We start from the raw sequence: 21,913 nt of genomic DNA, 5'->3' as shown, positions 1-21,913 counted from the left end.
TCAGGTCGACGAATGTCTTGAGACACCGCGGTCAGTCCCCTCTCCCTCCGGGAGAGGGTTAGGGTGAGGGCAAATCTCAAGCGGACGCGTCGACCCTGACACTCCACAGAACCGGATTATTTTTTCTTCAGGCAATCACTCATGAACGTCTTGCGCGCATCGCCGGTCAGGGCTTTGGTTTTCGCGTCGGCGTTACAGGTTTTCATTTTCTCCTGCTGCGGGGTCAGGGCCTTGGCATCGTTGGCCGCTGGCGCTGCCTTAAGGCAGGTGCTCATGAAGGTTTTGCGCTCATCGCCTTTCAGACTCTTGGCGGTCGCATCGGCATTGCAGGTGGTCATCTTGTTCTGTTGCGCCGTGGCGGCAAAACCTTGGGAACACAGGAGCAAACCAATCATCAACAAAGGGACACGCAACATCTTCATGGAGTTTTCTCCTTGTCGCCGCACCGATGGGAACGGCCTCTGCTGGAGTGTAGCCAAATCTTGTTACACCTTCCTGCCTTCCAGATGGCTACGGCGATACTGCTCTGGCGTACACCCGGCCTGCCGCGCGAACATGGCGATAAACGCCGAGCCACTGCTGTAGCCGAGATCGAAGGCGATTTCCTGCACGCTGCGCGAAGTTTCCAGCGCCTCGATTGCCGCGAGATAGCGCAGACGCTGGCGCCACTCGCCGAAACTCATCCCCAGCTCCCGAACGAATTGCCGGGCCAGCGTGCGTTCGCTGACATGCACCTGCAGCGCCCAATGCGCCAGCGGCTGATTGTTGCCCGGCTCGGCCTGCAAGGTTTCGAGAATCGCCAGCAACCCCGGACTGCTCGCGTACGGCAGATAGCATTCGTGCACTGGCGCCTGTTGCAGTTGATCGACGAGAACCTGAGCCAGACGCTGATCGGCATCGAGTTCAGGAATCTTCACGTCGCGGGCGGCGAAGTCTTTGAGAATCGCCTTGAGGATGTCGCTGATCGCCAGGGTACAGGCGCGCTTGGGCAGTTCGGCGCAGACCTTGGGGTCAAGGCACACCGCGCGATAGTTGACCGGTTGATGGCTGTAGAAGCTGTGCTCGACCTGCGGCGGCACCCACACCGCATACTGCGGCGGCGACATGAAACGGCTGCCGTCGACGTCCATGTGCAGCACGCCATGAGCGGCGTACTCCAGCGTGCCCCACGGATGCCGATGCGGCGCGGCGAATTCGTGGGCATTGAAGTCGGCGTAGCGGAAGTACACCGCTGACGGCAGTTCGCTGAAATCCAGCAGATCGATGTGTTTGCTGTTCATGCTGTCCGGTTTCAGAGGCAGGTTGTCTGGTTCGCAGTATAGGCCTGCATCCAGACAAGGGATAATCGCCCTTCATCAACGTACTGGTTTCGACTCATGCAATACGCGTTTCCGCTGCTGGCGATTTTTATCTGGGCCGGCAATACCGTGATCAACAAACTGGCGGTCGGGGCGATTTTCCCCGCCGAGATCGGTTTCTACCGCTGGCTGCTCGCCGGTTTGCTGTTCACCCCGTTCATGCTCAAAGCCGTCATCGCGCACTGGCCGCAGATCCGTCCAAACCTGGGCAGGATTTTCATCCTCGGCGTACTCGGCATGGCGGTCTATCAGAGCCTCGCCTACTTCGCCGCAACCCTGACCACGGCGACCAACATGGGCATCATCCTCTCGCTGATGCCGTTGATGTCGCTGGCCATGGCGATCATCAGTCTCGGCCAACGCCTGACCGCCGGTGCGCTGGTCGGTGCGGTTCTGTCGTTTGCCGGCGTATTGGTCGTGGTCTCGTCCGGCAGCCTCGGCGCGTTGCTGCAGCACGGCGTGAACATGGGCGATGCGATGATGTTGATCGCCACCCTGGCCTATGCGATCTACAGCACGTTGCTGAAAAAATGGCAGCTGCGCCTGCCGCCGCTGGTGTTGCTGTATTTGCAGGTGCTGGTGGCGATTGTCGTGTTGTTTCCTTTGTATGCCGCCTCGCCAAAAACCGGTTTGACCCTGCAGAACATTCCGCTGGTGTTGTATGCATGCCTGCTGGCGTCGATGCTTGCGCCACTGGCGTGGATGCAAGCTGTGCAGCGGTTGGGGCCGAGTCGCACGACGTTGTTCTTTAACTTGCTGCCGTTGATTACCGCGCTGATTGCAGCAGTGGTGTTGAAGGAGCAGTTGGCGATGTATCACCTGGTCGGTGGGTTGCTGACCTTGGGTGGGGTGATTTTGTCTGAGCGCTGGACAACCGTGTTGGGCCGCCGGATCAGCGTTGCCTGACCCGACCTCTTCGCGAGCAAGCTCGCTCCCACAGGGAAATGCATTCGAATGTGGGAGCGAGCTTGCTCGCGAAGAACGATAACGCGGTCTGACGGTTATACCCCGGCAGCCTCAAGCCGCGCCGCATGCTCGACAAACAATCGCACCGGATCCGCACCTTTGCCGACCAGCCCCAGCGACTGATTGACGATGTCGAAGTGATCCAGCGGATAGTCATCGCCAATCACCGTGCCCAGATGCGAGCTGTACCGCCCGACCATGCCGTCGCACTGCCCCGGCTCACGCACGAAGGTTTTCGCAAACAAGCGACAGCTACGATTGGTGCCGTCGAACAGATTACCGCCACGATCAGTCTTGCCCGGCTGCAACGTCCCTGACCATGAGTAATAACGCACGCCGTTAACCTCCTCCGGCCCGTGCCCACCCCAGATTTCAGGCAACCCCTGTGGATAACGCTGATTGAACAGCGCCACACCCTCAGTCGTCAGCGATTGGTGCGAGGCGTGAATATCCACCGGCAGTTTCGGCCCGTGGTAACCGGTCTCCAGCAGTGCCATCAGCCAGCCGACAAAACGCAGCAATGCTTCAAGCAGACGGCCCTTGGCGCTGTCCGCCGGGTAGTGTTTTTGCAGATAGTCGGCCAGTTCCGAGCCATGATTCGGTCCGGCGACCGACGTCACCGAGGCCACCAGATCCGGCCGTTTCGCCGCCGCATAGCGCGCCGTCAGCGAACCCTGACTGTGGCCGAACAGGTTGACCTTGTGCGCCCCGGTCTCGCGCAAAATCTCATCAATCCGCGCCAGCAACTGCTCGCCGCGCACCTCCGTCGAATGCAGCGGCGATACCTGTACAGCAATCACCGTCGCCCCACCACGGCGCAGCGCCTTGATGATGCCGTACCAGTACGGATAGAGAACCAGCCGGATAAACCCGAGCATGCCGGGCACCAGCACCAGTGGATAACGCGTTGACATGGGCAAACATCCTTGTGGTCGGTGAGTGGATGCCAGGCGTGCAAAACGCCCGCCAAGCATCCTCCTTGATGATGACAACTCAACGACCAGCCTACTTCAGGCCCACCACCCCCGCCACAATCAGCCCGACTGACAGCAGTTTGACCAACGTCAGGCTCTCGCCCAACAGGGCGAAACCGAGGAACACCGTGCCGAGTGAGCCAATCGCGGTCCAGATCGGGTAGGCGATGCTCACCGGCAACTCGCGCATTGCCAGTGTCAGGAAGTAGATCCCGCCGAACGCTGCAATCACCGTGATCAATGACGGCCAGAGCCGGGTGAAGCCTTCGGCGTATTTCATGCCCATGGCGAACGTCACTTCAAATCCGGCGGCGATCAGCAGGAACAGCCAGGCCACCTAGAACTCCCGGGCAAGGCTGAGCAAACGCTGCTCGGCCTCGGCCAACGACACCGCGAAGGTGCGTTCGGCGGACTCTTCGCCCTCGGCAGCGACCACGCTGACGTCGTTGATGCCGATGAACCCCAGCGCCGTGCGCAACCAGGGATCGGCGTGGTTCAAGGCTTCCAGCTCGCCGCCCGGGCCGAAGCCGAAACCACCGCGACTGGTGACGATCAGCGCCTTCTTGCCCTGCAACAGTGGGGTGTACTGCGCGACGCCATTGTCCAGCGTGTGATCGAAGGTCAGGCCGAGCCGCACGATCTGATCGACCCAGGCCTTAAGGCCGCTGGGTACGCTGAAGTTGTACATCGGCGTGGAAATCAGCAGCAGGTCGTGGTCGAACAACTCGCCAACCAGTTGATCGCTCAATGCCAGATCAGCCTGCATCGACAATGGGCGCGCTTCAGGCTCCGGATAAAACGCGGCAGCGACAAAGGCCTCGTTGACCGCCGGAATCAACGCTCGGCCGACTTCACGCCGGGTCACCTGCGCCTGTGGATGACGCACCTGCCAGGCGCTGAGAAAAGCTTCCGCCAACCGCCGCGAGTGCGAACGGTCACCACGTGGGCTGGCATGTATCGCAAGAATCTTGCTCATCTGAAACTCCTTGAGGCTAGACTTTGATTGCTGTGTCGCTGCAGATTGCAGGCAGCAGACCGTTGCCTCAAATGAGCAAAAATCAGTCGGGATGAATTGATTTCATCCATGGAGTTTTCCAATGTTTGCCTCGTTACCGCTGACCGCCCTGCGCGCCTTTGAATCGGCATCACGATTGCTGAGCTTCAAGGCTGCCGCCGAAGAGCTTTCGGTCACGCCGACCGCGATTTCTCATCAGATCCGTTCGCTGGAAGACTGGCTCGGTGTCGCGTTGTTTGAACGTCTGCCACGCCAGGTGCGCCTGACCGAGGGCGGCGAACGCCTGTTTCGCAGCCTGCACGGCGCATTGCTGGAGGTGGCGCAAAGCGTCGACACCCTGCGCCCGCAACGCAACGCCAGCACGCTGACGCTATCGACCACCGCCGCATTCGCGGCGCTGTGGCTGGTGCCGCGTCTCGGGCGCTTTTACGCGCAGCATCCGAACATCAACGTGCGCCTCGATACGCACTGCGAAGTCATCGATCTGCATCAGGACGCCAGTGTCGACCTGGTTTTGCGCTATAGCCTCGACGATTACCCGAACCTGTATGGCCTGTGCCTGTTCGATGAGTCGTTCGGCGTGTACGGCTCACCCGAGCAAGTGGCGCTGGCGGCGCGGCGTACACCGACGTTGATCAGCGTGCGCTGGCACAATTCCAAGCTGTATGCCCATGGCTGGGAAGCGTGGTGCGCCAAGGCCGGCGAAAACTGGTTACACGCGCAACCGGCCATCCGCGAATACGATGAAGAGCATTACGCCCTGCAAGCGGCGATCGCCGGGCAAGGGCTGGTGCTGGCGAGCAATATTCTGGTGTCGGAGAGTGTCGCCAGCGGTTTGCTGGTGCCGTTCATGGGCCAGGTTCAGGTCGATGGCGCCGGGTACAGCGCGTTGTGCGTGCCGGGGCGCGAGCGGCATCCGCCGGTGCGGGCGTTTTTTGCCTGGTTGCGCGAGGAGGCAGTTTTGTCCGCGCTGGCGCCAAGATCGCAGCTTTCGGCAGCTCCTACAGGGGTTGCGTAAACCGATAAAACTTTTTGCAACGCTCACGACTCACAGCTTAGGTAGCGACCGCGTCCGCAGAACGTGGCGACAATCGGATTAGCCTCCAGGAGATCGAAATGAGCGACGACCTGCATCTGTCAGATGTTCAAACCTTGCGCGAACGTGCGCGCCAACACGTCGAGAACGGCGCCGTCACCGAGGGCTACAGCGCCGACCGTGAAGAGGTGCTGCGCTTGCTCAATGAATCGCTGGCCACTGAACTGGTCTGCGTGCTGCGCTACAAGCGCCACTACTTCATGGCCAATGGCGTGAAAGCCCATGTGGCCGCCGAAGAGTTTCTCGAACACGCCACCCAGGAAGCCCAGCACGCTGACCGTCTGGCCGAGCGCATTGTGCAATTGGGTGGCGAGCCCGAGTTCAACCCCGACATGCTGTCGAAGATGTCCCACGCGCAATACGTGGCCGGCAACACCCTCAAAGAGATGGTCTACGAAGACCTCGTTGCCGAGCGGATCGCCATCGACAGCTATCGCGAAATCATCCAGTACATCGGCGAGAAAGACCCGACTACGCGACGTATCTTCGAAGATATCCTGGCGCAGGAAGAAGAGCACGCCGATGACATGGCTGACATCCTGAACGACCTCTAACCCCTATCGCGAGCAGGCTCACTCCTACATGGGAACGCATTCCAAATGTAGGAGTGAGCCTGCTCGCGATGGCGTCTTTACTAACGCTGAAGATTACTTGGTAGGTTTTACGGTAACCGGCGCCTTGCCCGCCTTCATCTGCTCCAGCAACGGCGCACACTGATTCGGCTCACCGCCACTCGGTGCCACCAGCGCCAACAGCCCCGCCGCCGGCGCGGCGATCACACCCAGCGCAACCATCCCCGCCCCTCGCAACATCAGCGGCACAGCCTTCACACCCGCGTCCGGCTTGATGAACCTGCCGCGCACGTACAGCGGTGAACGCAGGGAAATCAAACGCCAGCCCTTGGATTCCGGGGTCACCGTCAGATCCAGTTGCTCGGTGGCCATGTTCGCCGTGCCGTCGATATAGATGATCGCGTTCTCGGTATCGAAGACAAACAGCTGCGTGGTCGCCAGACCGGTCTTGATGTCGAAGTCCGCCGCCGCGCAGTTGATCTTCACTTCCTTGTCGCCAAAGATCTTGCCGACCACATAGTTGCCGACGTTGAGCCCGGCCAGTTCCATCAGCTCACGGCTGATCGCGCCGTCGTTGATCAACATCTTCAACTTGCCGTTGGCGCCGCCCAGCAGTTTGGCCACCGAGTTGCCGCGACCAGTGATATCGGCGTCGCCGTTGAGTTCACCGAAACTGGTCTTCATCGGCTCGAACGTCGGGAACAGCTCCTTGAGCTTGAACTTGCGCGCGGTCAATTTCGCGCGGCCCTCAAGCGGTTCGGTACGACCGTTGAGGCGGATCTGTGCATCAAGATTGCCGCCCGCCACGCCAAAGCGCAGTGGCTCCAGGCTGAGCTCGCCATCGTTAAGTTTCAGGTGGGTATAGAGGTCGTTGAATGGCAGTTTCTCGCTGTGGACGATGCGCTTGCCGGTGAACTCGACATCGGCATCCATCGCGCGCCAGCGATCAGTCTTGAACTCTTCCACCGGCAGCACTTTATCGGCCGGCTGTTTGCTTTCGCCGCCGCGCGCCTTCTGCTTGTCATTGGAGTCAGCGCCGATCAGCGGTGCGAGGTCAGCGAACAACAGTTGATTGGAAAGCAACGCGCCGCTGAGTTTCGGCCGTGGCTGGCTGGCGACGTAGGTAAGGTCGCCATGGATGTCGCTGCTGCCGATCTTGCCGTTGAACTGCTCGTAGGTAAATTTCGCCCCGGCCTCATCGTGCAGTTTGGCGATCAAGTGACCGTCAGTGGAATACGGAGGGGTGTCCGGCAGGGTCACGCCAGTCAGCGGATAAAGATTGCCGAGGCTGGCGCCGGCCAGTTTCAGGCGCAGATCGAGGGCGCCGAGGTTGAGCGGATCCGTCAGCGTGCCGGCCAGTTCGATGCGAGTGTCGCCGATCTTCGCCTGGGCCTGCAGCGGGAATGGCTTGCGCGCATCCTGCAAGGCGAGCAGCCCACCGATCTTGCCTTGGCCGGTGAGGTTTTGACCGTGGTATTGGCCTTTGACCTTCAAGGCAAACGCGTAATCCTGCGGCGCACCGCCCTTGTCCTGCGCAGTCTTCGCTGCTTTGTCACCGACGATATCGCTGTAGGGGATGGGTTTGCCCAGCGGATCGATCAGCACATCCAGATTGGTTTTGAGCGTTTGATCGTCGAGGGTGACATGGCCCTTGTCAAAACCGATGGCGCCGATGTCGACCACCCAGCTCGAGGGTTCAGCGTTCGGATCCTTCGGGTCAAACTTGAACGTCCAGTTGGCGCGGCCATCGGCCAGACGCTGCAACTCTGCATTGGGTTCGGTCAGGTCGATGCGCGGAATCACCACCCGTTGCGCCAGCAATGCCAGCGGCGAGATACGCAGCTCAACGCGTTTGAGCGTGACCATCTGCTGCTTTTTCGACCAGTCCGGGTTGCCCAGGCTCAAATCCTCAGCGACCACGTGCGGCCACGGCACCCAGGCGCGCCAGCCGCCCTCGTCCGGCTCGCGCTGCCAGATCACCGCGAGGTTGCCGTTAATAGCAAACGGTCGGTGCAGTTCTTCCGAGACTTTGGCGTTGAGCGGCGGTTTGATCCGGTTCCAGTCGAAGAACACGATGATCAACACCAGCACGGCCAGTAGCAGCACAAGGATGGCGAAGGTCCAGCTGAAGATTTTTCCAGTGCGCGTCATGCACAAAGCTCCTGATCACGACCGCACGCAAAGACTGCGGCGTACGGCTGAAACGGCGGGCCAAAGCGGCCCTCATGAAATCTACGACTGGCAAACCAGCCGCAGGTTTAATCGAAAGGCCAATAACCGCGTAAAAAGTCGCGCGAAATCTGACCGATCAGTCGAACAGTGTTACCGCGACCCGCACTTTTGCGAGGCGCGAGTGAGTCGGAAATACCCACCCCGGTGCAAAACCGTCGCCCGGAAAGCCGCGATCTAGAGCCTCCCGGCAGAACAATCAATTCTGTTGATTATTACCATTGCGTTTATGAACTTTTATATCGACTTATCGAGAGTAGCATTGCCCTCGTACCCACTTTATCGCCCTCCCAAGGAGCAACCCATCATGAAACGCCAACTACTGCTCAGCCTTACCCTGTCGATGCTAGCCAGCACTGCTTTCGCCCTGCCCGCTGCCGACCAGGCTACCCCGCAAGTGAAATCCAGCCACTCGGTATTCAGCCAGACCGTAGCAGCTGATGGTTCGGACCGTACCCCACAAGGCCAGACCCTGGCTGAAGGCGGCCGTGATCGCCTGGAAGAGAAAGGCCTGGTTCAGGACGGCTACGACAAGACCCCACAAGGTCAGACCCTGGCTTCCGACGGCAGCGACCGCACCCCACAAGGCCAGACTCTGGCTTCCGACGGTAGCGACCGCACTCCACAAGGCCAGACTCTGGCTTCCGATGGTAGCGACCGTACTCCACAAGGCCAGACCCTGGCTTCCGATGGCGGCGACCGCACTCCACAAGGTCAAACCCTTGCCGAAGGTGGTGGTGACCGTGTGATCGAACGCAACAGTGCCTTGAGCTAAGCCCATGGCGGCCTCGAAAAAAAGCCCAATCACCGGATTGGGCTTTTGACTTTTCTGGCCGGTGAAATCTCCTGCTCCATGTCCTCTCGTTCGACGCCGACAAAGCCGATTTGCTAGAGTGCGGCGCTTGTCCTGCCAAAGAACACACCCTGCGATGCTGCCCCGCGCCGAACAGAAACAACAGACCCGCAACGCCTTGATGGACGCTGCCCGCCACCTCATGGAAAGCGGCCGAGGATTCGGCAGCCTGAGCCTGCGCGAAGTGACCAAAACCGCCGGGATTGTGCCCACCGGTTTCTACCGGCATTTTGCCGATATGGATGAGCTCGGCCTGGTGCTGGTCAGTGAAGTCGGCCAGACCTTCCGTGAAACCATCCGCTTGGTGCGCCACAACGAATTCGTCATGGGCGGCATCATCGATGCCTCGGTGCGGATCTTCCTCGACGTGGTCAGCGCCAATCGCTCGCAATTCCTGTTTCTCGCCCGTGAGCAGTACGGTGGCTCGCTGCCGGTGCGTCAGGCAATCGGCCGGTTGCGCGAGAACATCAGCTCCGACCTGGCGGCCGACCTGACGATGATGCCCAAGCTTCAGCACCTGGATGCCGCCGGTTTGAGCGTGATGGCTGACCTGATCGTCAAATCGGTCTTCGCTACCCTCCCCGACATCATCGATCCGCCGGCCGAAGCCTTGCCGGAACATCTGACGCCGCAGGCGAAGATCACCCAGCAACTGCGCTTTATCTTTATTGGGCTCAAGCACTGGCAGGGGCTGGGCAGTACCGAATAACCTTCCTTTATTTCAGCCCAGACCAAATCCCCTGTGGGAGCGAGCTTGCTCGCGAAGGCGTCGTGTCAGCCAACTTCTAAATCACTGACCCACCGCTTTCGCGAGCAAGCTCGCTCCCACATTTGGTTCGGCGCATCGGCCTCCATTTGGTGCATAAAAAAATCTTCACGCACCAAAACCTTCCATATTCCAGCAACATCTTGAAACATCCACTACGCTCCGACAGGGATTTCCTACATCTCGTCCGATTGGCAAGGCCCTTGCTCTAGCCTGAGTATTGTCCATAGCTGGAAGCTTTCCGATGCTGGTGATTCACCGCAGAATCGACCCTCAACCCGTCTGGGCCGCCGAGTTGCACCTGACCTTCGAAGCGCGGAGCAAAAGCCGTTTGCGCTGTTTCAGTGCCGAGGGCGAAGACGTCGGGTTGTTTTTGGAGCGCGGACAGCCGCCGCTGTATGACGGCGAATGCCTACAAGCTGAAGACGGCCGCATCGTCCGCGTCTGCGCCCGCCCCGAGCAATTGCTGCACGTCACCTGCGCCAACGCCTTCGAACTGACCCGCGCTGCCTATCACCTGGGTAACCGCCACGTCGCCTTGCAGGTTGGCGATGGCTGGCTGCGCCTGCTCGACGATTACGTGCTCAAGGCGATGCTCGAACAGCTTGGTGCGCAGGTAGAAGCGATCGAAGCGCCATTCCAGCCCGAGCACGGTGCCTATGGCGGCGGCCATCACCATTCACGCCACGGCGACGAAGACTTCAACTACGCGCCGAAACTCCATCAGTTCGGCGTACGCCTGTGAATCCGGCCTGGGCGCTGCTGCGCCTGGCCAGTCCGCAATTGCCGATTGGCGGCTACAGCTATTCGCAAGGCCTGGAAATGGCGGTGGATAACGGCCGTGTGAACAACCCGGACAGTGCCCGGCGCTGGATCAGCGATCAGTTACTGCTCAACCTCGCCCGCTTCGAAGCGCCGCTGCTGCTCGCGCATTGTCAGGCGGCGGCGGATGGCCGATGGGCCGAGCTGCTGAGCCTCTGCGAAAGCCATCGCGCCAGCCGCGAGACGCGCGAGTTGCATCTGGAAAGTCGGCAGATGGGTTATTCGTTGCAACAACTGCTCAATGGTTTGCCGGAACTCGACGCAGCCGCCCGCGATTTTCTTGATCAATGCCCCGAACCGCATCTGGCCCTGTGCTGGGCGCTGGCCGCGCGTGCCTGGAGCATCAACCCGCAGGACGCGCTCGCCGCCTGGTTGTGGAGCTGGCTGGAAAACCAGCTCGCCGTCCTGATGAAAACCTTGCCGCTGGGCCAGCAAGCCGCCCAACGCCTGACCAGCGAACTGCTGCCGCTGCTGCAACAAGCGCAGCAGGACGCGAGCCGAATCAATCCCGACCACATGGGCAGCGCCGCGTTCGGCCTGTCCTTGGCGTGCATGGCCCACGAGCGCCAGTACAGCCGCCTCTTCCGTTCTTAGGAGAAACACTCGATGAACACACAACCTCTGCGCGTCGGCATCGGCGGCCCGGTCGGTTCCGGCAAAACCGCGTTGACCCTGGCCCTGTGCCTGGCCCTGCGCGAGCGCTACAACCTCGCCGTGGTCACCAACGATATCTACACCCGCGAAGACGCCGATTTTCTCGTGCGCAACGAAGCCCTCGCGCCGGAACGGATCATCGGCGTGGAAACCGGTGGCTGTCCGCACACCGCGATCCGCGAAGACGCCTCGATCAACCTGGAAGCGGTCGATCAACTGAACCGCCGTTTTCCGGGACTGGATCTGATTCTGGTGGAATCCGGCGGCGACAACCTCTCGGCGACCTTCAGCCCGGAACTGTCCGACCTGACCATCTACGTGATCGACGTCTCAGCGGGCGACAAATTGCCGCGCAAGGGCGGGCCGGGGATCTGCAAATCCGATCTGCTGGTCATCAACAAGATCGACCTCGCACCGCTGGTGGGCGCCTCGCTGGAGATGATGGACAGCGACACAAAACGCATGCGCAACGGCAAGCCGTTCGTCTTCAGCAACCAGAAAACCGGTCAGGGCCTTGAGCAAATCATCGCCTTCATCGAACGCCAGGGCCTGCTGACTGCAGCCTGATTCACTTATCAACAAGGAAGCTTATCCATGACACTCAAACGTATTCTTGGCGCCGTGGCGCTGCTGCTGACGCCAGCGCTGGCCTTCGCTCACCCGGGGCATGGCGACAGCGGCCTGGTCGCCGGTATCAGCCACCCGATTGGCGGCCTCGACCATTTGCTGGCGATGCTGGCTGTCGGTTTGTGGGCTGCGCAGCAGCAGGGCGCCGCGCGCTGGGCGCTGCCGTGCACGTTTGTCGGCACCATGCTGATCGGCGGCATGCTCGGTTTTGAAGGGCTGGAATTGCCAGCGCTGGAAAGCGGAATTGCCGCATCGGTGCTCGCGCTGGGTCTGGCAGTGGCCTTGGCGGTGCGGCCGCCGTTGGTCATGGCAGTAGCGGCGACGGCGCTGTTTGCGTTGTTCCATGGCGTCGCGCATGGTCTGGAACTGCCAGACATGAGCAGTCCTTGGGCGTATGCGGCGGGTTTCGTTGTGGCGACCGCCGCTTTGCATGCCGTCGGTTATGGCGTGGTTCGCGTGTTGCCGCAGGCAGCGGCGCCGCTGGTGCGGTTGGCGGGTGCGGCTTCGGCGGTGACTGGGGCTTGGTTGCTAGCAGGCTAGTTTTTATTGTCTGAACTGGCCTTTTCGCGAGCAAGCGCGCTCCCACATTGGATTTGTGGCGAACACAAAACCTGTGGGAGCGAGCTTGCTCGCGAAGGCGGCCGATCAGACGCCGCATCGCTGATGTCAGTCTCTCTGCTACCATGTCGCGCAATCGCCCCAGCCGTGACGACGTCCGCCCATGCCCCACGCTTCTCGCTCCACCTCCCTGCCCGAATTGACCGCCCTGTTCGGCGCTGTGCAACAGCACTTCGTCAACGTGATCGTGCCGCTCTGGCAAGGCCCGGGCTGGAACGCCGACATGGCGTTGCCCTACGAGGCGCTGGACGCCGCGCATCAGCCGCTGCCACCGCAGCGCTATCGGGCGATGGCCTGTGCACGGCAGCTGTATCTGTTTTCCAGTCTGATCGGGGTTGTGGATAACGCTGAAGTGCGTGCAGCGGCACTGTTCCGCTCCTTGCAACGGCACTTTCATGATGCCGAGCATGGCGGCTGGTTCTACAGCGTCGATGCCCAAGGCAAACCGCTGGATCAGCGCAAGGATCTCTACACCCACGCCTTTATCCTGTTTGCCTGCGCGCATTACTGGGCAAAATCCGGCGATCCGCTGGTCGAGTCGACGTTGAATGCGGCGCTGGAAATCATCGGCCGGCGCTTCGCCACCGGCGATGGCCTGTACGAAGCCTGCCTGGAACGCGACTGGATCACCCTGCAAACCGGTCCACTGCAAAACCCGCTGATGCACCTGGCCGAAGCGTTCCTCGCCACCCTTGCCGTGCGCGAAGATGCCCAAACGCAGAAAGCGTTGCTGGCGTTATGCACAGCCATGCACAAGCAGTTCGTCGATCCGCAATATGGCGTGTTGATGGAGAAGCCGCTCGGGGCTGTGGATAACTGGTATGAGCCGGGGCATCAGTTCGAATGGTATTTCCTGCTCGAATCGTCGCCGTTATTGCGTGGTTCGAAACTGCATGCGGCGCTTGACCGGGCGTTTGCCTTCACCGAGCAATACGGTGTGGTGCAGCCATCCGGCGCAGTACGGGCGATGCTCGATCTGGAAACGGACGGACGCCCGCGAGACTCGACCCAGCGGATCTGGGCGCAGGCGGAATATCTGCGCGCCCTGACCTTGCGTCAGGGCAGTGAAGCGGTGGTGCTGCGCCAGTTGCAGGCATTGCAGCAGCGGTTTTTGCATGCTGATGGCTGGCATGAGTGCCGGGATGAGTTGGGCGAGGTGAGCCGTAAGGACATGCCTTCGACTACGCCGTATCACTTGGCGACTTGCTATAGCGGCCTGGCTGAATATCTTCGCTGACGGATAAATAGCTATCGCGAGCAGGCTCACTCCTACAGGGGAACGCATTCCAAATGTAGGAGTGAGCCTGCTCCGGGCGGCGATCCGACGAATGGCCGTTATGCGGTCTCTAGGCAATCCACTTCTTGTCCCCGGTAAAGCTGATGGTCAACCACCGCGCCGCATCCGGCTTGCCCAGCTTCGCCGAGATCTCTTCGCGCAACGCATCCAGTTGCCCGACATTGCTCAGCGCATAATCCGCCGGCAACACCACATGAATCTCGATAAACCGCGCCCGCCCGTGCTTCTGCACGTACGACACGTAATCGTCGAAACCATGCTCGATTTTCGCCGCGTCCATCACCTGGCGCACCTGATCATCCAGCGTGTCCGGGGCAATCCCCAGGACATCTCGCAGGGCCGGGCCAAGAATCTTGAACGCCGGCGGCAACATGGTCAGGGCCAGCACGATCAGGATCAGCGGGTCGACATACACCGCCCACTGCCCATAGCCCTGCGACTTGAGCAGCAGCGCCGCGAGGAAACTGATCAAAAGGCCCACGGACAGCATCGCGTCCACCAGCCAACTGATGTTGTCGAACTGGATCAGGCTGGATTTGAGCTTGCGGTTACGGTGCCGGACGTAGAAAAAGTAGGCGAACTCGACCACGGTAAACACCGCCGCATAAATGATCACCAGCCCCAACTCGATCTCGCGGCCACCGTTGATGATGCCGAACACGCCGTTGAGAAACGCGTAGATCGCGATCAACATCAGGAAACTGCCTTCGATCAGCAGCACCATCGGCTCCAGATGCCAGAAACCAAACTGGAAACGGTGGTTGCTTTGCTTGGCGATCAGCTTGGCCGTGATCAGCATCAGGACTTTGATGAAGGTTGCGATCAGCGAGAAAAAACCATCAAACAGGATGGATTGGGAACCTGAAACAAAACCGGTGACGATCCCGGCAATCGCCACAGCCAACATCAGAATGGTCGATTGTTTGAGCAGTGCCTGCTCACCTCGGTTACTCACTTTGACTCCTCGAAAAACCCTGAAAACCGCGGGGTGCGGTTGGGTTGTTGCGAGGGGAGTTTACCTTATCGGGATTTATTGCCTGTGACGGCCCCTTCGCGAGCAAGCTCGCTCCCACATGAGACCGCGATCAAATGTGGGAGCGAGCTTGCTCGCGAATGGCTTCAACGCGGTCTTAGGCCTTGTTCCGCTCAATGGCAAAACCCGCCCAGGTCTGGCTTACCGGCATCAATTCCAGACTGTTGATGTTGATGTGCGCCGGCGCGTTCATCACCCAGAAAATCGTCTCGGCAATGTCCTGCGGCTGGATCGGCTCGGCACCGGCGTAGGTCGCGTTGTAGCGTTCCTGATCGCCGGCAAAACGCACCAGCGAGAACTCGCTCTCGCACAGCCCCGGCTCAATGTTGCTGACCCGCACGCCGGTGCCTTGCAAGTCGCAGCGCAGGTTCAGCGAGAACTGCTTAACGAACGCCTTGGTCGCGCCATACACGTGGCTGCCCGGATACGGATAGTTGCCAGCAATGGAGCCAAGGTTGACGATGCCGGCGCCACGGCCATGGGCGATCAGGCGCGGCAGCAGCAAGCGGGTGGCGTACATCAGGCCTTTGACGTTGGTGTCGACCATGGTGTCCCAATCGTCGAGATCGCACTTCGGCGCCGGATCCACGCCCAGCGCCAGACCGGCGTTGTTGATCAACCCGCGAAGCTTTGCGAACGACGGCGGTAGATTGGCAATCGCCGCTTCCATCGCCTTACGGTCACGCACATCAAGCACCAGACCGTGCACTTCGGTCTGTTTCGACAATTCGGCGCACAACGCATTGAGGCGTTCTTCACGACGGCCGGTCAGCACCAGTTTCCAGCCAGCCTCGGCAAAACGGCGGGCACAGGCTTCACCAAATCCGGACGTCGCGCCGGTGATAAGCAGGGTGTTGGACATCGTGTTCTCCTTGCTTCGGCCGCCGGGGCAGCCCTTGGAATAGAAAATCAGCAGGCAGCATGCCCGCCCGCGCATTCACGGGCAACACCCACAAGCTGTACAAAAAACAACCAGACATGCCAACGCCATAGCGACCGTGGCCTGTAGCCATGTGCACGCATGTTATCCACAGTCCCTTCCACAGTTTCCGGGGGCAACTGGAAACGCGCAAAGCCGCGCCACACAAGGCTTTGCGGGCGAAATAGAAAGTTTTTTGCTTGACCCTGAAGCGGCAGATGTGCGGGAGATGGCATTTTGCACGACCGAGCAGTCAGCGCAGTGATTGCGCGAGGCCAGTAATTACGGCCCTCAGCGCAGTCTTTCCAGAGTTTAATCACAGACTTATCCACAGGATTGTTCACCCGGAATCGCTGCTATCCGCGACACTATAAAAAGGTTGACAACAAAGACTTCAAGCCCCGCAAAAACGCCTGATCAAAAAACAACCACACACTTGCAGGCCACGGTTTACATGGCGCGCAGCCAGATACACCCACGTTATTCACAGCCAGCTCCACAGCAAACGGGGACAAGTCAAAACTGTGGAAAAACAGCCATTTGCAGCGTCTATATGTCGCGCTTTGGCAGCTTGGGGAATTTGTTTTCCACAATTCTGGATTCTGGCGCAGATCAACTGTAGGAGTGAGCCTGCTCGCGATAGCGGTGTATCAGCCACCGGTGATGGCGAATGGGAAACCGCGATCGCGAGCAGGCTTACTCCTACAGGGGGTTGCGGTGGATTTGCGGAATGAAAAAACCCCGGGACTTCGTCGCCGGGGCTGTGCATAACGTCGAAGAATCAGTGCCCGCCCAGATAGGCGTTACGCACCTCCTCATTCACCAGCAACTCTTTACCCGTGCCCGTCAGGCGAATCTCGCCGTTAACCATCACATATGCGCGGTCCGACAGCTTCAGCGCATGGTTGGCGTTCTGCTCGACCAGGAAAATGGTCATCCCGGTTTTCGCCAATTCGCGCAGGGTCGCGAAAATCTGCTTCACCACAATCGGCGCCAGGCCCAGGCTCGGCTCATCGAGCAGCAACAACTTTGGTCGGCTCATCAAGGCACGGGCAATGGCGAGCATTTGCTGTTCACCACCAGACATGGTCATCGCCCGTTGGTTACGTCGCTCTTCAAGCCGTGGGAACAGCGTAAACATACGTTGCATGTCCTCTTTGGCGTACTTGTCGCCAATCGGGATGGTGCCCATCAGCAGGTTTTCCTCGACGGTCATGTCGGGGAACACTCGCCGCCCTTCCGGCGACTGCGCAATGCCGTTGGAAGCGATGTAGTGCGAGGACTTGTGGGTGATGTCGACGCCTTGATAAAGAATCTGCCCGCCTGCCGCCCGTGGCTGGCCGAAGATCGACATCAGCAACGTCGATTTGCCGGCACCGTTGGAGCCGATCAGGCTGACGGTTTCCCCTTCATTGATCTGCAGCGAAACACCTTTGAGCGCCTGGATCGGGCCATAGAAGACGTCGAGGTCTTTGAGTTCGAGGATCGGTTGCGTCATACCAGCTCCTCTTCGTCGGCGCCCAGATAGGCTGCGATCACTTTCGGATCGTTGCGAATCGCTTCAGGCCCGCCTTCGGCGATGACGATGCCGTGGTCCAGCACCACGATGTGGTCGGAAATGCTCATAACCATGCCCATGTCGTGTTCGATCAGCACCACGGTCAGATCGTGCTCGTCGCGCAGCAGCCGGATCATCGCGCTGAGCGCTTCGGTTTCCTGAGGGTTGAGGCCGGCGGCCGGTTCGTCGAGGCAGATGATCTGCGGCCGCGTGCACATGGCCCGGGCAATTTCCAGACGACGCTGTTGGCCGTAGGAAAGCTCACCGGCGAGCCGGTTGGCGCAGTCCACCAGATCGACCACTTCCAGCCAATAGAACGCGCAATCCAGCGCGTCACTTTCGGCCTTGCGGTAGCCCTTGGTGTTGAGGATGCCGGCAAGCATGTTGCGGTTGACCCACATGTGCTGGGCCACCAGCAGGTTTTCCAGTACCGACATTTCCTTGAACAGGCGAATGTTCTGGAATGTCCGCGCCAGGCCTGCCCGGTTTACCAGGTGCGTACCGCCGAACATTTTGTAGTACATGCGGCTGAGGAATGATTTCGGCGAGACGAAATCGGTCGGCTTAAACGACTCGCCCAGCAACTGGATGACGTTGGTCTGCTGCCCGCGCACGTTGAGTTCGATCTTGCCGCCAGTGGCCTTGTAGAACCCGGTCAGGCAGTTGAACACCGTGGTCTTGCCAGCACCGTTGGGACCGATCAGGGCGAAGATCGAGTTGCGTTTGACCTTCAGGCTGACATCGCTCAAGGCCTTGATGCCACCGAAATGCATCATCAGTTTTTCAACAGAGAGTACGACTTCACTCATGGCGCAGTCCTCTCATAGTGAATGGCACCTTTGCGTGGAGTGACCCCGGTGCGGCTGATGCGGATCAGCCCGCGTGGTCGCCAGATCATCATCAACACCATCAGGATGCCGAACAGCAGCACGCGGTATTCAGCGAAGCCGCGCAGCAATTCCGGAGCAACCGTCAGCACGAACGCGGCGATCACCACACCGATGGTCGAGCCCATACCGCCGAGCACGACGATGGCGAGGATCAGCGCCGATTCGAAGAAGGTGAACGAGGTCGGGTTGACGAAGCCTTGATAGGTCGCGAAGAACACACCGGCAAGACCGGCGGTCGATGCACCGATGGTGAACGCCGAGAGCTTGACCAACACGTGGTTGAGACCCATCGAGCGGCAGGCGATTTCATCTTCACGCAAGGCTTCCCAGGCGCGACCGACCGGCATTTTCACCAGACGATGCTTGATGTACAACACGGCCAGCACCACGAGGAACAAAACCGCGTAGATGAAGTAATACTTCACATCCGGGTTGTAGGCGATGCCGAAGAACTCGTGAAACGGCACCCCGCCATCCTTCGCCCGCTTACCGAACTCCAGACCGAAGAACGTCGGCAATGGCGCCGGCATGCCGTTCGGGCCGCCGGTCAGTGACAACCAGTTGTTGAGGACCAGGCGAATGATTTCACCGAAGCCCAGGGTCACGATTGCCAGGTAGTCGCCGTGCAGGCGCAGCACCGGGAAACCGAGGATGCAGCCGGCCAGCCCGGCCGTGATCGCCGCCAATGGCAACACCGTCCAGAAGCCCAGGCCGAGGTACTGATAACCGAGCGCCAGACCGTAGGCGCCGATGGCGTAGAACGCCACGTAACCGAGGTCGAGCAGACCGGCCAGACCGACCACGATGTTCAGCCCCAGCCCCAGCAGCACGTAGATCAAGCCGAGGATGACCACGCCGAGCAGATAGGAGTTGGAGACAAACGGCACGATGACGGCCAGCACAATCAGCAGCGGGATGATCCAGCGCAGCGAGGATTTGTGATCGGCAGGCAGCACGTGCACACCAGAGCCAGTACTCTCGAATCCGTCGAGAATTTTCAGGCCCTTGGGCGTTTGCAGGAACAGGCTGAGGGCAAAGCGGCCGATCATGACAATGCCGATGATCCAGGCCACCCGGGTCGGTTCGAGGTTGAAGCTGTAACCCTCGAGCACGACGCCGACAATCGGACCGAAAACGATCAGGGCAATCAGGCCGGCAAGAATCGCCTCAACCAGGCTTTTTTTGATATCGATGGATTTTTGAGTGGTTGAAGACATCGCTTACACCTTCGACACAAGAGGACGGCCCAACAGGCCCTGCGGCCGGAAGACCAGAACAAGTACGAGCAGCGAGAAGCTGAACACGTCTTTGTAGTCGGAGTTGACCAGGCCGGAGAACAGCGACTCGGAGATGCCGAGGATGATCCCGCCGAGCATTGCCCCGGGCAATGAACCGATCCCGCCGAGTACCGCTGCGGTGAACGCCTTGATGCCGATAATGAAGCCGGCATAGAAGTCGAAAGTGCCGTAGTTCATGGTGATCAGTACGCCGGCCAGCGCCGCCATGGCTGCACCGATGATGAACACATAGGAAATGACCCGATCGGTATTGATGCCGAGGATCGAAGCCATCTTGCGGTCTTGCTGGGTCGCACGGCACATGCGTCCGAGCTTGGTGTACTTGATGACGTAGGTCAGCAGGCCCATGCCGACGAATGCGGCCACCAGAATGAAGACTTTGGTGTAGGTGAGTTGCACGAAGCCGGTACCGATTTCAACACGCCACGCACCGCTCAGCAGGGTAGGTACGCCCTGTTGTTTGGCGCCCTGGGCGATCTGTGCATAGTTTTGCAGGATCAGCGAGATACCGATGGCGCTGATCAACGGTGCCAGGCGGGTGGAGTTGCGCAGGGGTTTGTAAGCGACACGCTCGATGACCCAGCCATACACCGCCGTGACGACGATGGTGAAGATCAGCGTGCCGAGCATCAGCAGTGGGAAAGATTCGATACCGAAGTACGCCAGCAGAGCCAGACTGATTGCCGCCAGGTAAGCAGAAATCATGTAAACCTCGCCGTGGGCGAAGTTGATCATGCCGATGATGCCGTAGACCATTGTGTAGCCGATGGCGATCAGGCCATAGACCGACCCGAGGGTCAGGCCGTTGACCAGTTGCTGCAGGAAAATACCATCCATAACGCAATCTCACGCAGTGAGAACCTGCACACCTGTGGAGTGCGGTTCTTCTAGGAAAAATACAGATTTACGTCGGAGCAATGTCAGAGCGCGAACGGTTCGATCACCACAGGACCTTGTGGGAGCTGGCTTGCCAGCGATAGCGGTAGAACATTCAACACAGTTGTCGACTGTCAGGCCGTCATCGCGGGCAAGCCCGCTCCCACAGGGCTTTGCGGAGTTCAAAGGGTCGCGTCAGCCCTTACTTCTGTTTTTCCAGCTGGTGATATTTGCCGTCCTTGTCCCACTGGTAAACCACGTAGTCGGAGACTTTCAGGTCGCCCTTGGAGTCCCAGGTTTTTTCACCCATCACGGTTTTCACCGGATTTTTCTTCAGCCAGGCCGCAGCCTCTTCGCCCTTGTTGGACTTGGCGCCGTTGAACGCGGCAGCCAGGGTTTGCACCGAAGCGTAGGCGTACAGGGTGTAGCCTTCAGGCTCGGTACCGGCCTTGCGGAAAGCGTCCACTACGGTCTTGCTCTCTGGCAACAGACGCGGGTCGGCGCCGAAGGTCATCAGCACGCCATCGGTGAATTGCGGGCCACCGGCGGTGGTCACCAACTCGTCAGTCACGATGCCGTCATCGGACATGAACTTGACGTCTTTCAGGCCTTGTTCACGCAGTTGGCGAACCAGCGGGCCGGCTTCCGGGTGCAGACCGCCGAAGTAGACGACGTCGGCGCCAGCGCCACGGATCTTGGTAACGATGGTGCTGAAGTCTTTTTCGCCACGGGTCAGGCCTTCGTACAACACAGGCGTCACGCCGCGCTTGACCAGTTGGGCTTTGGTGGCATCCGCCAGGCCTTGGCCGTAGGTGTCTTTGTCGTGCAGTACGACGACTTTCTTGCCCTTGAGCACGTCGACGATGTAGTCGCCGGCCACAATGCCTTGCTGATCGTCACGCCCGCACATACGGAACATGGCGCTGAGGCCACGCTCGGTGACTTGTGGGTTGGTCGAACCCGGGGTGATCGCGATGATCCCGGCTTCGTCGTAGATTTCCGACGCTGGAATGGTCGAAGAGGAGCAGAAATGACCGACCACGCCGGCGACTTTCTGGTTGGTGAGGTCCTTGGCGACCGTCACGGCCTGCTTCGGTTCGCAGGCGTCATCGCCTTTGACCAGTACGATTTTCTCCCCGTTGACGCCGCCTGCCGCGTTGACTGCGTCAGCCGCTGCCTGTGCACCCTTCATGTACTGCTCGCCAAATGCCGCGTTGGCGCCCGTCATTGGACCAGCTACACCGATTTTCACATCAGCTTGAGCAAACGCAGAAACACCCAACGCAGTAGCCACTGCGAGGGCCAGAAAGCCTTTCTTGTAAAACGTCTGGGACATGAGGTGGTGCTCCAAGGTTTTTTTTAGTTGGCACTGCGACTTCACTTCACTGATTGCTCTGAGCAAGGGCCGTGCCATCGGTTTTTTATTCTTCAAAAAGTCGCTGCTTTCTTGTTATTTCGACTGTTTCGTTCCCATTTTCATTGGGCGTGCAAC

The 21,913-nt window shown here is 59.7% G+C and carries 23 protein-coding genes; 10 read left to right on the top strand and 13 right to left on the bottom strand.

Going from position 1 to position 21,913, the window contains the following annotated elements; all coding sequences use genetic code 11:
- Nucleotides 1-116: 116 nt before the first annotated feature.
- Together AC0ZWN_RS11445 and AC0ZWN_RS11440 are read right to left on the bottom strand one after the other, a co-directional pair.
- On the bottom strand, nt 117-422 hold the full coding sequence (locus tag AC0ZWN_RS11445; protein ID WP_007950613.1) for a PsiF family protein: 306 nt from the start codon (nt 420-422) through the stop codon (nt 117-119).
- A 63-nt stretch (nt 423-485) separates the two neighbouring features.
- Nucleotides 486-1,280, bottom strand: coding sequence for an AraC family transcriptional regulator (locus AC0ZWN_RS11440; protein ID WP_093430359.1), 795 nt, complete (start codon nt 1,278-1,280; stop codon nt 486-488).
- 96 nt (nt 1,281-1,376) lie between these two features.
- Here AC0ZWN_RS11440 and AC0ZWN_RS11435 point away from each other — a divergent pair, with 96 nt between their 5' ends.
- The gene (locus AC0ZWN_RS11435; protein WP_093430210.1) at nt 1,377-2,264 is read left to right on the top strand and encodes a DMT family transporter; all 888 of its coding nucleotides are present in this window, start codon (nt 1,377-1,379) and stop codon (nt 2,262-2,264) included.
- Between the two features lie 95 nt (nt 2,265-2,359).
- Here the strand turns inward: AC0ZWN_RS11435 and AC0ZWN_RS11430 are convergent, their stop codons facing one another.
- The 3 genes from AC0ZWN_RS11430 to AC0ZWN_RS11420 form a co-directional block, all read right to left on the bottom strand.
- The gene (locus AC0ZWN_RS11430; protein ID WP_476335085.1) at nt 2,360-3,238 is read right to left on the bottom strand and encodes an alpha/beta fold hydrolase; all 879 of its coding nucleotides are present in this window, start codon (nt 3,236-3,238) and stop codon (nt 2,360-2,362) included.
- 91 nt (nt 3,239-3,329) lie between these two features.
- Complete coding sequence (locus tag AC0ZWN_RS11425) at nt 3,330-3,635, bottom strand: DMT family transporter (RefSeq protein WP_476335083.1); 306 nt, start codon at nt 3,633-3,635, stop codon at nt 3,330-3,332.
- Nucleotides 3,636-4,274: an NAD(P)H-dependent oxidoreductase gene (locus AC0ZWN_RS11420; RefSeq protein ID WP_116255807.1), complete on the bottom strand. Its 639-nt coding sequence runs from the start codon at nt 4,272-4,274 to the stop codon at nt 3,636-3,638. It abuts the gene before it with no gap.
- A gap of 121 nt (nt 4,275-4,395) precedes the next feature.
- Here AC0ZWN_RS11420 and AC0ZWN_RS11415 point away from each other — a divergent pair, with 121 nt between their 5' ends.
- Entirely contained in the window at nt 4,396-5,331 is a 936-nt protein-coding gene (locus tag AC0ZWN_RS11415) for a LysR substrate-binding domain-containing protein (RefSeq protein WP_320335903.1), read from the top strand.
- A 98-nt stretch (nt 5,332-5,429) separates the two neighbouring features.
- Nucleotides 5,430-5,963, top strand: a complete 534-nt coding sequence (locus tag AC0ZWN_RS11410) for a ferritin-like domain-containing protein (protein WP_093430205.1) — start codon at nt 5,430-5,432, stop codon at nt 5,961-5,963.
- A 93-nt stretch (nt 5,964-6,056) separates the two neighbouring features.
- On the opposite strand, the gene AC0ZWN_RS11405 is transcribed toward AC0ZWN_RS11410, so the two are convergent.
- Complete coding sequence (locus AC0ZWN_RS11405) at nt 6,057-8,132, bottom strand: AsmA family protein (RefSeq protein ID WP_476335080.1); 2,076 nt, start codon at nt 8,130-8,132, stop codon at nt 6,057-6,059.
- A gap of 385 nt (nt 8,133-8,517) precedes the next feature.
- On the opposite strand from AC0ZWN_RS11405, the gene AC0ZWN_RS11400 reads away from it, so the two are divergent.
- From AC0ZWN_RS11400 to AC0ZWN_RS11370, 7 genes are all read left to right on the top strand, one after another.
- Nucleotides 8,518-8,985 carry a hypothetical protein gene (locus tag AC0ZWN_RS11400; RefSeq protein ID WP_093430203.1) on the top strand — a complete coding sequence of 156 codons (468 nt, stop codon included), beginning with the start codon at nt 8,518-8,520 and terminating at the stop codon, nt 8,983-8,985.
- 154 nt (nt 8,986-9,139) lie between these two features.
- A complete protein-coding gene (locus tag AC0ZWN_RS11395; RefSeq protein ID WP_007915913.1) occupies nt 9,140-9,772 on the top strand; it encodes a TetR family transcriptional regulator in 633 nt (210 codons plus the stop codon).
- A 301-nt stretch (nt 9,773-10,073) separates the two neighbouring features.
- Nucleotides 10,074-10,574 carry an urease accessory protein UreE gene (gene ureE, locus AC0ZWN_RS11390; RefSeq protein ID WP_008087160.1) on the top strand — a complete coding sequence of 167 codons (501 nt, stop codon included), beginning with the start codon at nt 10,074-10,076 and terminating at the stop codon, nt 10,572-10,574.
- Complete coding sequence (locus AC0ZWN_RS11385; RefSeq protein WP_476335078.1) at nt 10,571-11,245, top strand: urease accessory protein UreF; 675 nt, start codon at nt 10,571-10,573, stop codon at nt 11,243-11,245. Before ureE ends, AC0ZWN_RS11385 begins: the two co-directional genes overlap by 4 nt.
- 12 nt (nt 11,246-11,257) lie before the next feature.
- Nucleotides 11,258-11,872 carry an urease accessory protein UreG gene (ureG, locus tag AC0ZWN_RS11380; RefSeq protein WP_007915910.1) on the top strand — a complete coding sequence of 205 codons (615 nt, stop codon included), beginning with the start codon at nt 11,258-11,260 and terminating at the stop codon, nt 11,870-11,872.
- 27 nt (nt 11,873-11,899) lie between these two features.
- The gene (locus AC0ZWN_RS11375) at nt 11,900-12,472 is read left to right on the top strand and encodes a HupE/UreJ family protein (RefSeq protein ID WP_093430201.1); all 573 of its coding nucleotides are present in this window, start codon (nt 11,900-11,902) and stop codon (nt 12,470-12,472) included.
- A gap of 181 nt (nt 12,473-12,653) precedes the next feature.
- Nucleotides 12,654-13,787 (top strand): AGE family epimerase/isomerase, encoded by a 1,134-nt coding sequence (locus AC0ZWN_RS11370; protein WP_476335075.1) that lies wholly within the window; start codon nt 12,654-12,656, stop codon nt 13,785-13,787.
- A 109-nt stretch (nt 13,788-13,896) separates the two neighbouring features.
- Here AC0ZWN_RS11370 and AC0ZWN_RS11365 read toward each other — a convergent pair whose 3' ends face one another.
- The 7 genes from AC0ZWN_RS11365 to AC0ZWN_RS11335 form a co-directional block, all read right to left on the bottom strand.
- On the bottom strand, nt 13,897-14,802 hold the full coding sequence (locus AC0ZWN_RS11365) for a cation diffusion facilitator family transporter (RefSeq protein WP_257356913.1): 906 nt from the start codon (nt 14,800-14,802) through the stop codon (nt 13,897-13,899).
- A 175-nt stretch (nt 14,803-14,977) separates the two neighbouring features.
- On the bottom strand, nt 14,978-15,742 hold the full coding sequence (locus AC0ZWN_RS11360; protein WP_476335074.1) for an SDR family oxidoreductase: 765 nt from the start codon (nt 15,740-15,742) through the stop codon (nt 14,978-14,980).
- 838 nt (nt 15,743-16,580) lie between these two features.
- Nucleotides 16,581-17,297: an ABC transporter ATP-binding protein gene (locus tag AC0ZWN_RS11355; RefSeq protein WP_007915900.1), complete on the bottom strand. Its 717-nt coding sequence runs from the start codon at nt 17,295-17,297 to the stop codon at nt 16,581-16,583.
- On the bottom strand, nt 17,294-18,166 hold the full coding sequence (locus AC0ZWN_RS11350; protein WP_007915898.1) for an ABC transporter ATP-binding protein: 873 nt from the start codon (nt 18,164-18,166) through the stop codon (nt 17,294-17,296). The genes AC0ZWN_RS11355 and AC0ZWN_RS11350 overlap by 4 nt, the downstream gene beginning before the upstream one ends.
- Nucleotides 18,163-19,464: a high-affinity branched-chain amino acid ABC transporter permease LivM gene (gene livM / locus AC0ZWN_RS11345; protein WP_095047315.1), complete on the bottom strand. Its 1,302-nt coding sequence runs from the start codon at nt 19,462-19,464 to the stop codon at nt 18,163-18,165. The genes AC0ZWN_RS11350 and livM overlap by 4 nt, the downstream gene beginning before the upstream one ends.
- 3 nt (nt 19,465-19,467) lie before the next feature.
- Nucleotides 19,468-20,382 carry an ABC transporter permease subunit gene (locus AC0ZWN_RS11340; protein WP_095047314.1) on the bottom strand — a complete coding sequence of 305 codons (915 nt, stop codon included), beginning with the start codon at nt 20,380-20,382 and terminating at the stop codon, nt 19,468-19,470.
- A 241-nt stretch (nt 20,383-20,623) separates the two neighbouring features.
- A complete protein-coding gene (locus AC0ZWN_RS11335) occupies nt 20,624-21,757 on the bottom strand; it encodes an ABC transporter substrate-binding protein (protein ID WP_038360427.1) in 1,134 nt (377 codons plus the stop codon).
- Nucleotides 21,758-21,913 lie beyond the last annotated feature (156 nt).

It is taken from the genome of Pseudomonas sp. 3B-A001-10F (genome assembly GCF_056313565.1).
The sequence above is the reverse complement of the archived record's forward strand: the minus strand, read 5'-3'. Positions and strand labels throughout refer to the sequence as shown.

What these genes read in the sequence shown, in the direction of transcription:
- AC0ZWN_RS11440 (WP_093430359.1), bottom strand. Translation starts at nt 1,280, where the DNA reads ATGAACAGCAAACACATCGATCTGCTGGATTTCAGCGAACTGCCGTCA.
- ureG (WP_007915910.1), top strand. Translation starts at nt 11,258, where the DNA reads ATGAACACACAACCTCTGCGCGTCGGCATCGGCGGCCCGGTCGGTTCC.
- AC0ZWN_RS11360 (WP_476335074.1), bottom strand. Translation starts at nt 15,742, where the DNA reads ATGTCCAACACCCTGCTTATCACCGGCGCGACGTCCGGATTTGGTGAA.
- AC0ZWN_RS11435 (WP_093430210.1), top strand. Translation starts at nt 1,377, where the DNA reads ATGCAATACGCGTTTCCGCTGCTGGCGATTTTTATCTGGGCCGGCAAT.
- AC0ZWN_RS11430 (WP_476335085.1), bottom strand. Translation starts at nt 3,238, where the DNA reads ATGTCAACGCGTTATCCACTGGTGCTGGTGCCCGGCATGCTCGGGTTT.
- AC0ZWN_RS11370 (WP_476335075.1), top strand. Translation starts at nt 12,654, where the DNA reads ATGCCCCACGCTTCTCGCTCCACCTCCCTGCCCGAATTGACCGCCCTG.
- AC0ZWN_RS11445 (WP_007950613.1), bottom strand. Translation starts at nt 422, where the DNA reads ATGAAGATGTTGCGTGTCCCTTTGTTGATGATTGGTTTGCTCCTGTGT.
- AC0ZWN_RS11335 (WP_038360427.1), bottom strand. Translation starts at nt 21,757, where the DNA reads ATGTCCCAGACGTTTTACAAGAAAGGCTTTCTGGCCCTCGCAGTGGCT.
- AC0ZWN_RS11375 (WP_093430201.1), top strand. Translation starts at nt 11,900, where the DNA reads ATGACACTCAAACGTATTCTTGGCGCCGTGGCGCTGCTGCTGACGCCA.
- AC0ZWN_RS11420 (WP_116255807.1), bottom strand. Translation starts at nt 4,274, where the DNA reads ATGAGCAAGATTCTTGCGATACATGCCAGCCCACGTGGTGACCGTTCG.
- ureE (WP_008087160.1), top strand. Translation starts at nt 10,074, where the DNA reads ATGCTGGTGATTCACCGCAGAATCGACCCTCAACCCGTCTGGGCCGCC.
- livM (WP_095047315.1), bottom strand. Translation starts at nt 19,464, where the DNA reads ATGTCTTCAACCACTCAAAAATCCATCGATATCAAAAAAAGCCTGGTT.
- AC0ZWN_RS11405 (WP_476335080.1), bottom strand. Translation starts at nt 8,132, where the DNA reads ATGACGCGCACTGGAAAAATCTTCAGCTGGACCTTCGCCATCCTTGTG.
- AC0ZWN_RS11415 (WP_320335903.1), top strand. Translation starts at nt 4,396, where the DNA reads ATGTTTGCCTCGTTACCGCTGACCGCCCTGCGCGCCTTTGAATCGGCA.
- AC0ZWN_RS11350 (WP_007915898.1), bottom strand. Translation starts at nt 18,166, where the DNA reads ATGAGTGAAGTCGTACTCTCTGTTGAAAAACTGATGATGCATTTCGGT.
- AC0ZWN_RS11400 (WP_093430203.1), top strand. Translation starts at nt 8,518, where the DNA reads ATGAAACGCCAACTACTGCTCAGCCTTACCCTGTCGATGCTAGCCAGC.
- AC0ZWN_RS11410 (WP_093430205.1), top strand. Translation starts at nt 5,430, where the DNA reads ATGAGCGACGACCTGCATCTGTCAGATGTTCAAACCTTGCGCGAACGT.
- AC0ZWN_RS11340 (WP_095047314.1), bottom strand. Translation starts at nt 20,382, where the DNA reads ATGGATGGTATTTTCCTGCAGCAACTGGTCAACGGCCTGACCCTCGGG.
- AC0ZWN_RS11355 (WP_007915900.1), bottom strand. Translation starts at nt 17,297, where the DNA reads ATGACGCAACCGATCCTCGAACTCAAAGACCTCGACGTCTTCTATGGC.
- AC0ZWN_RS11395 (WP_007915913.1), top strand. Translation starts at nt 9,140, where the DNA reads ATGCTGCCCCGCGCCGAACAGAAACAACAGACCCGCAACGCCTTGATG.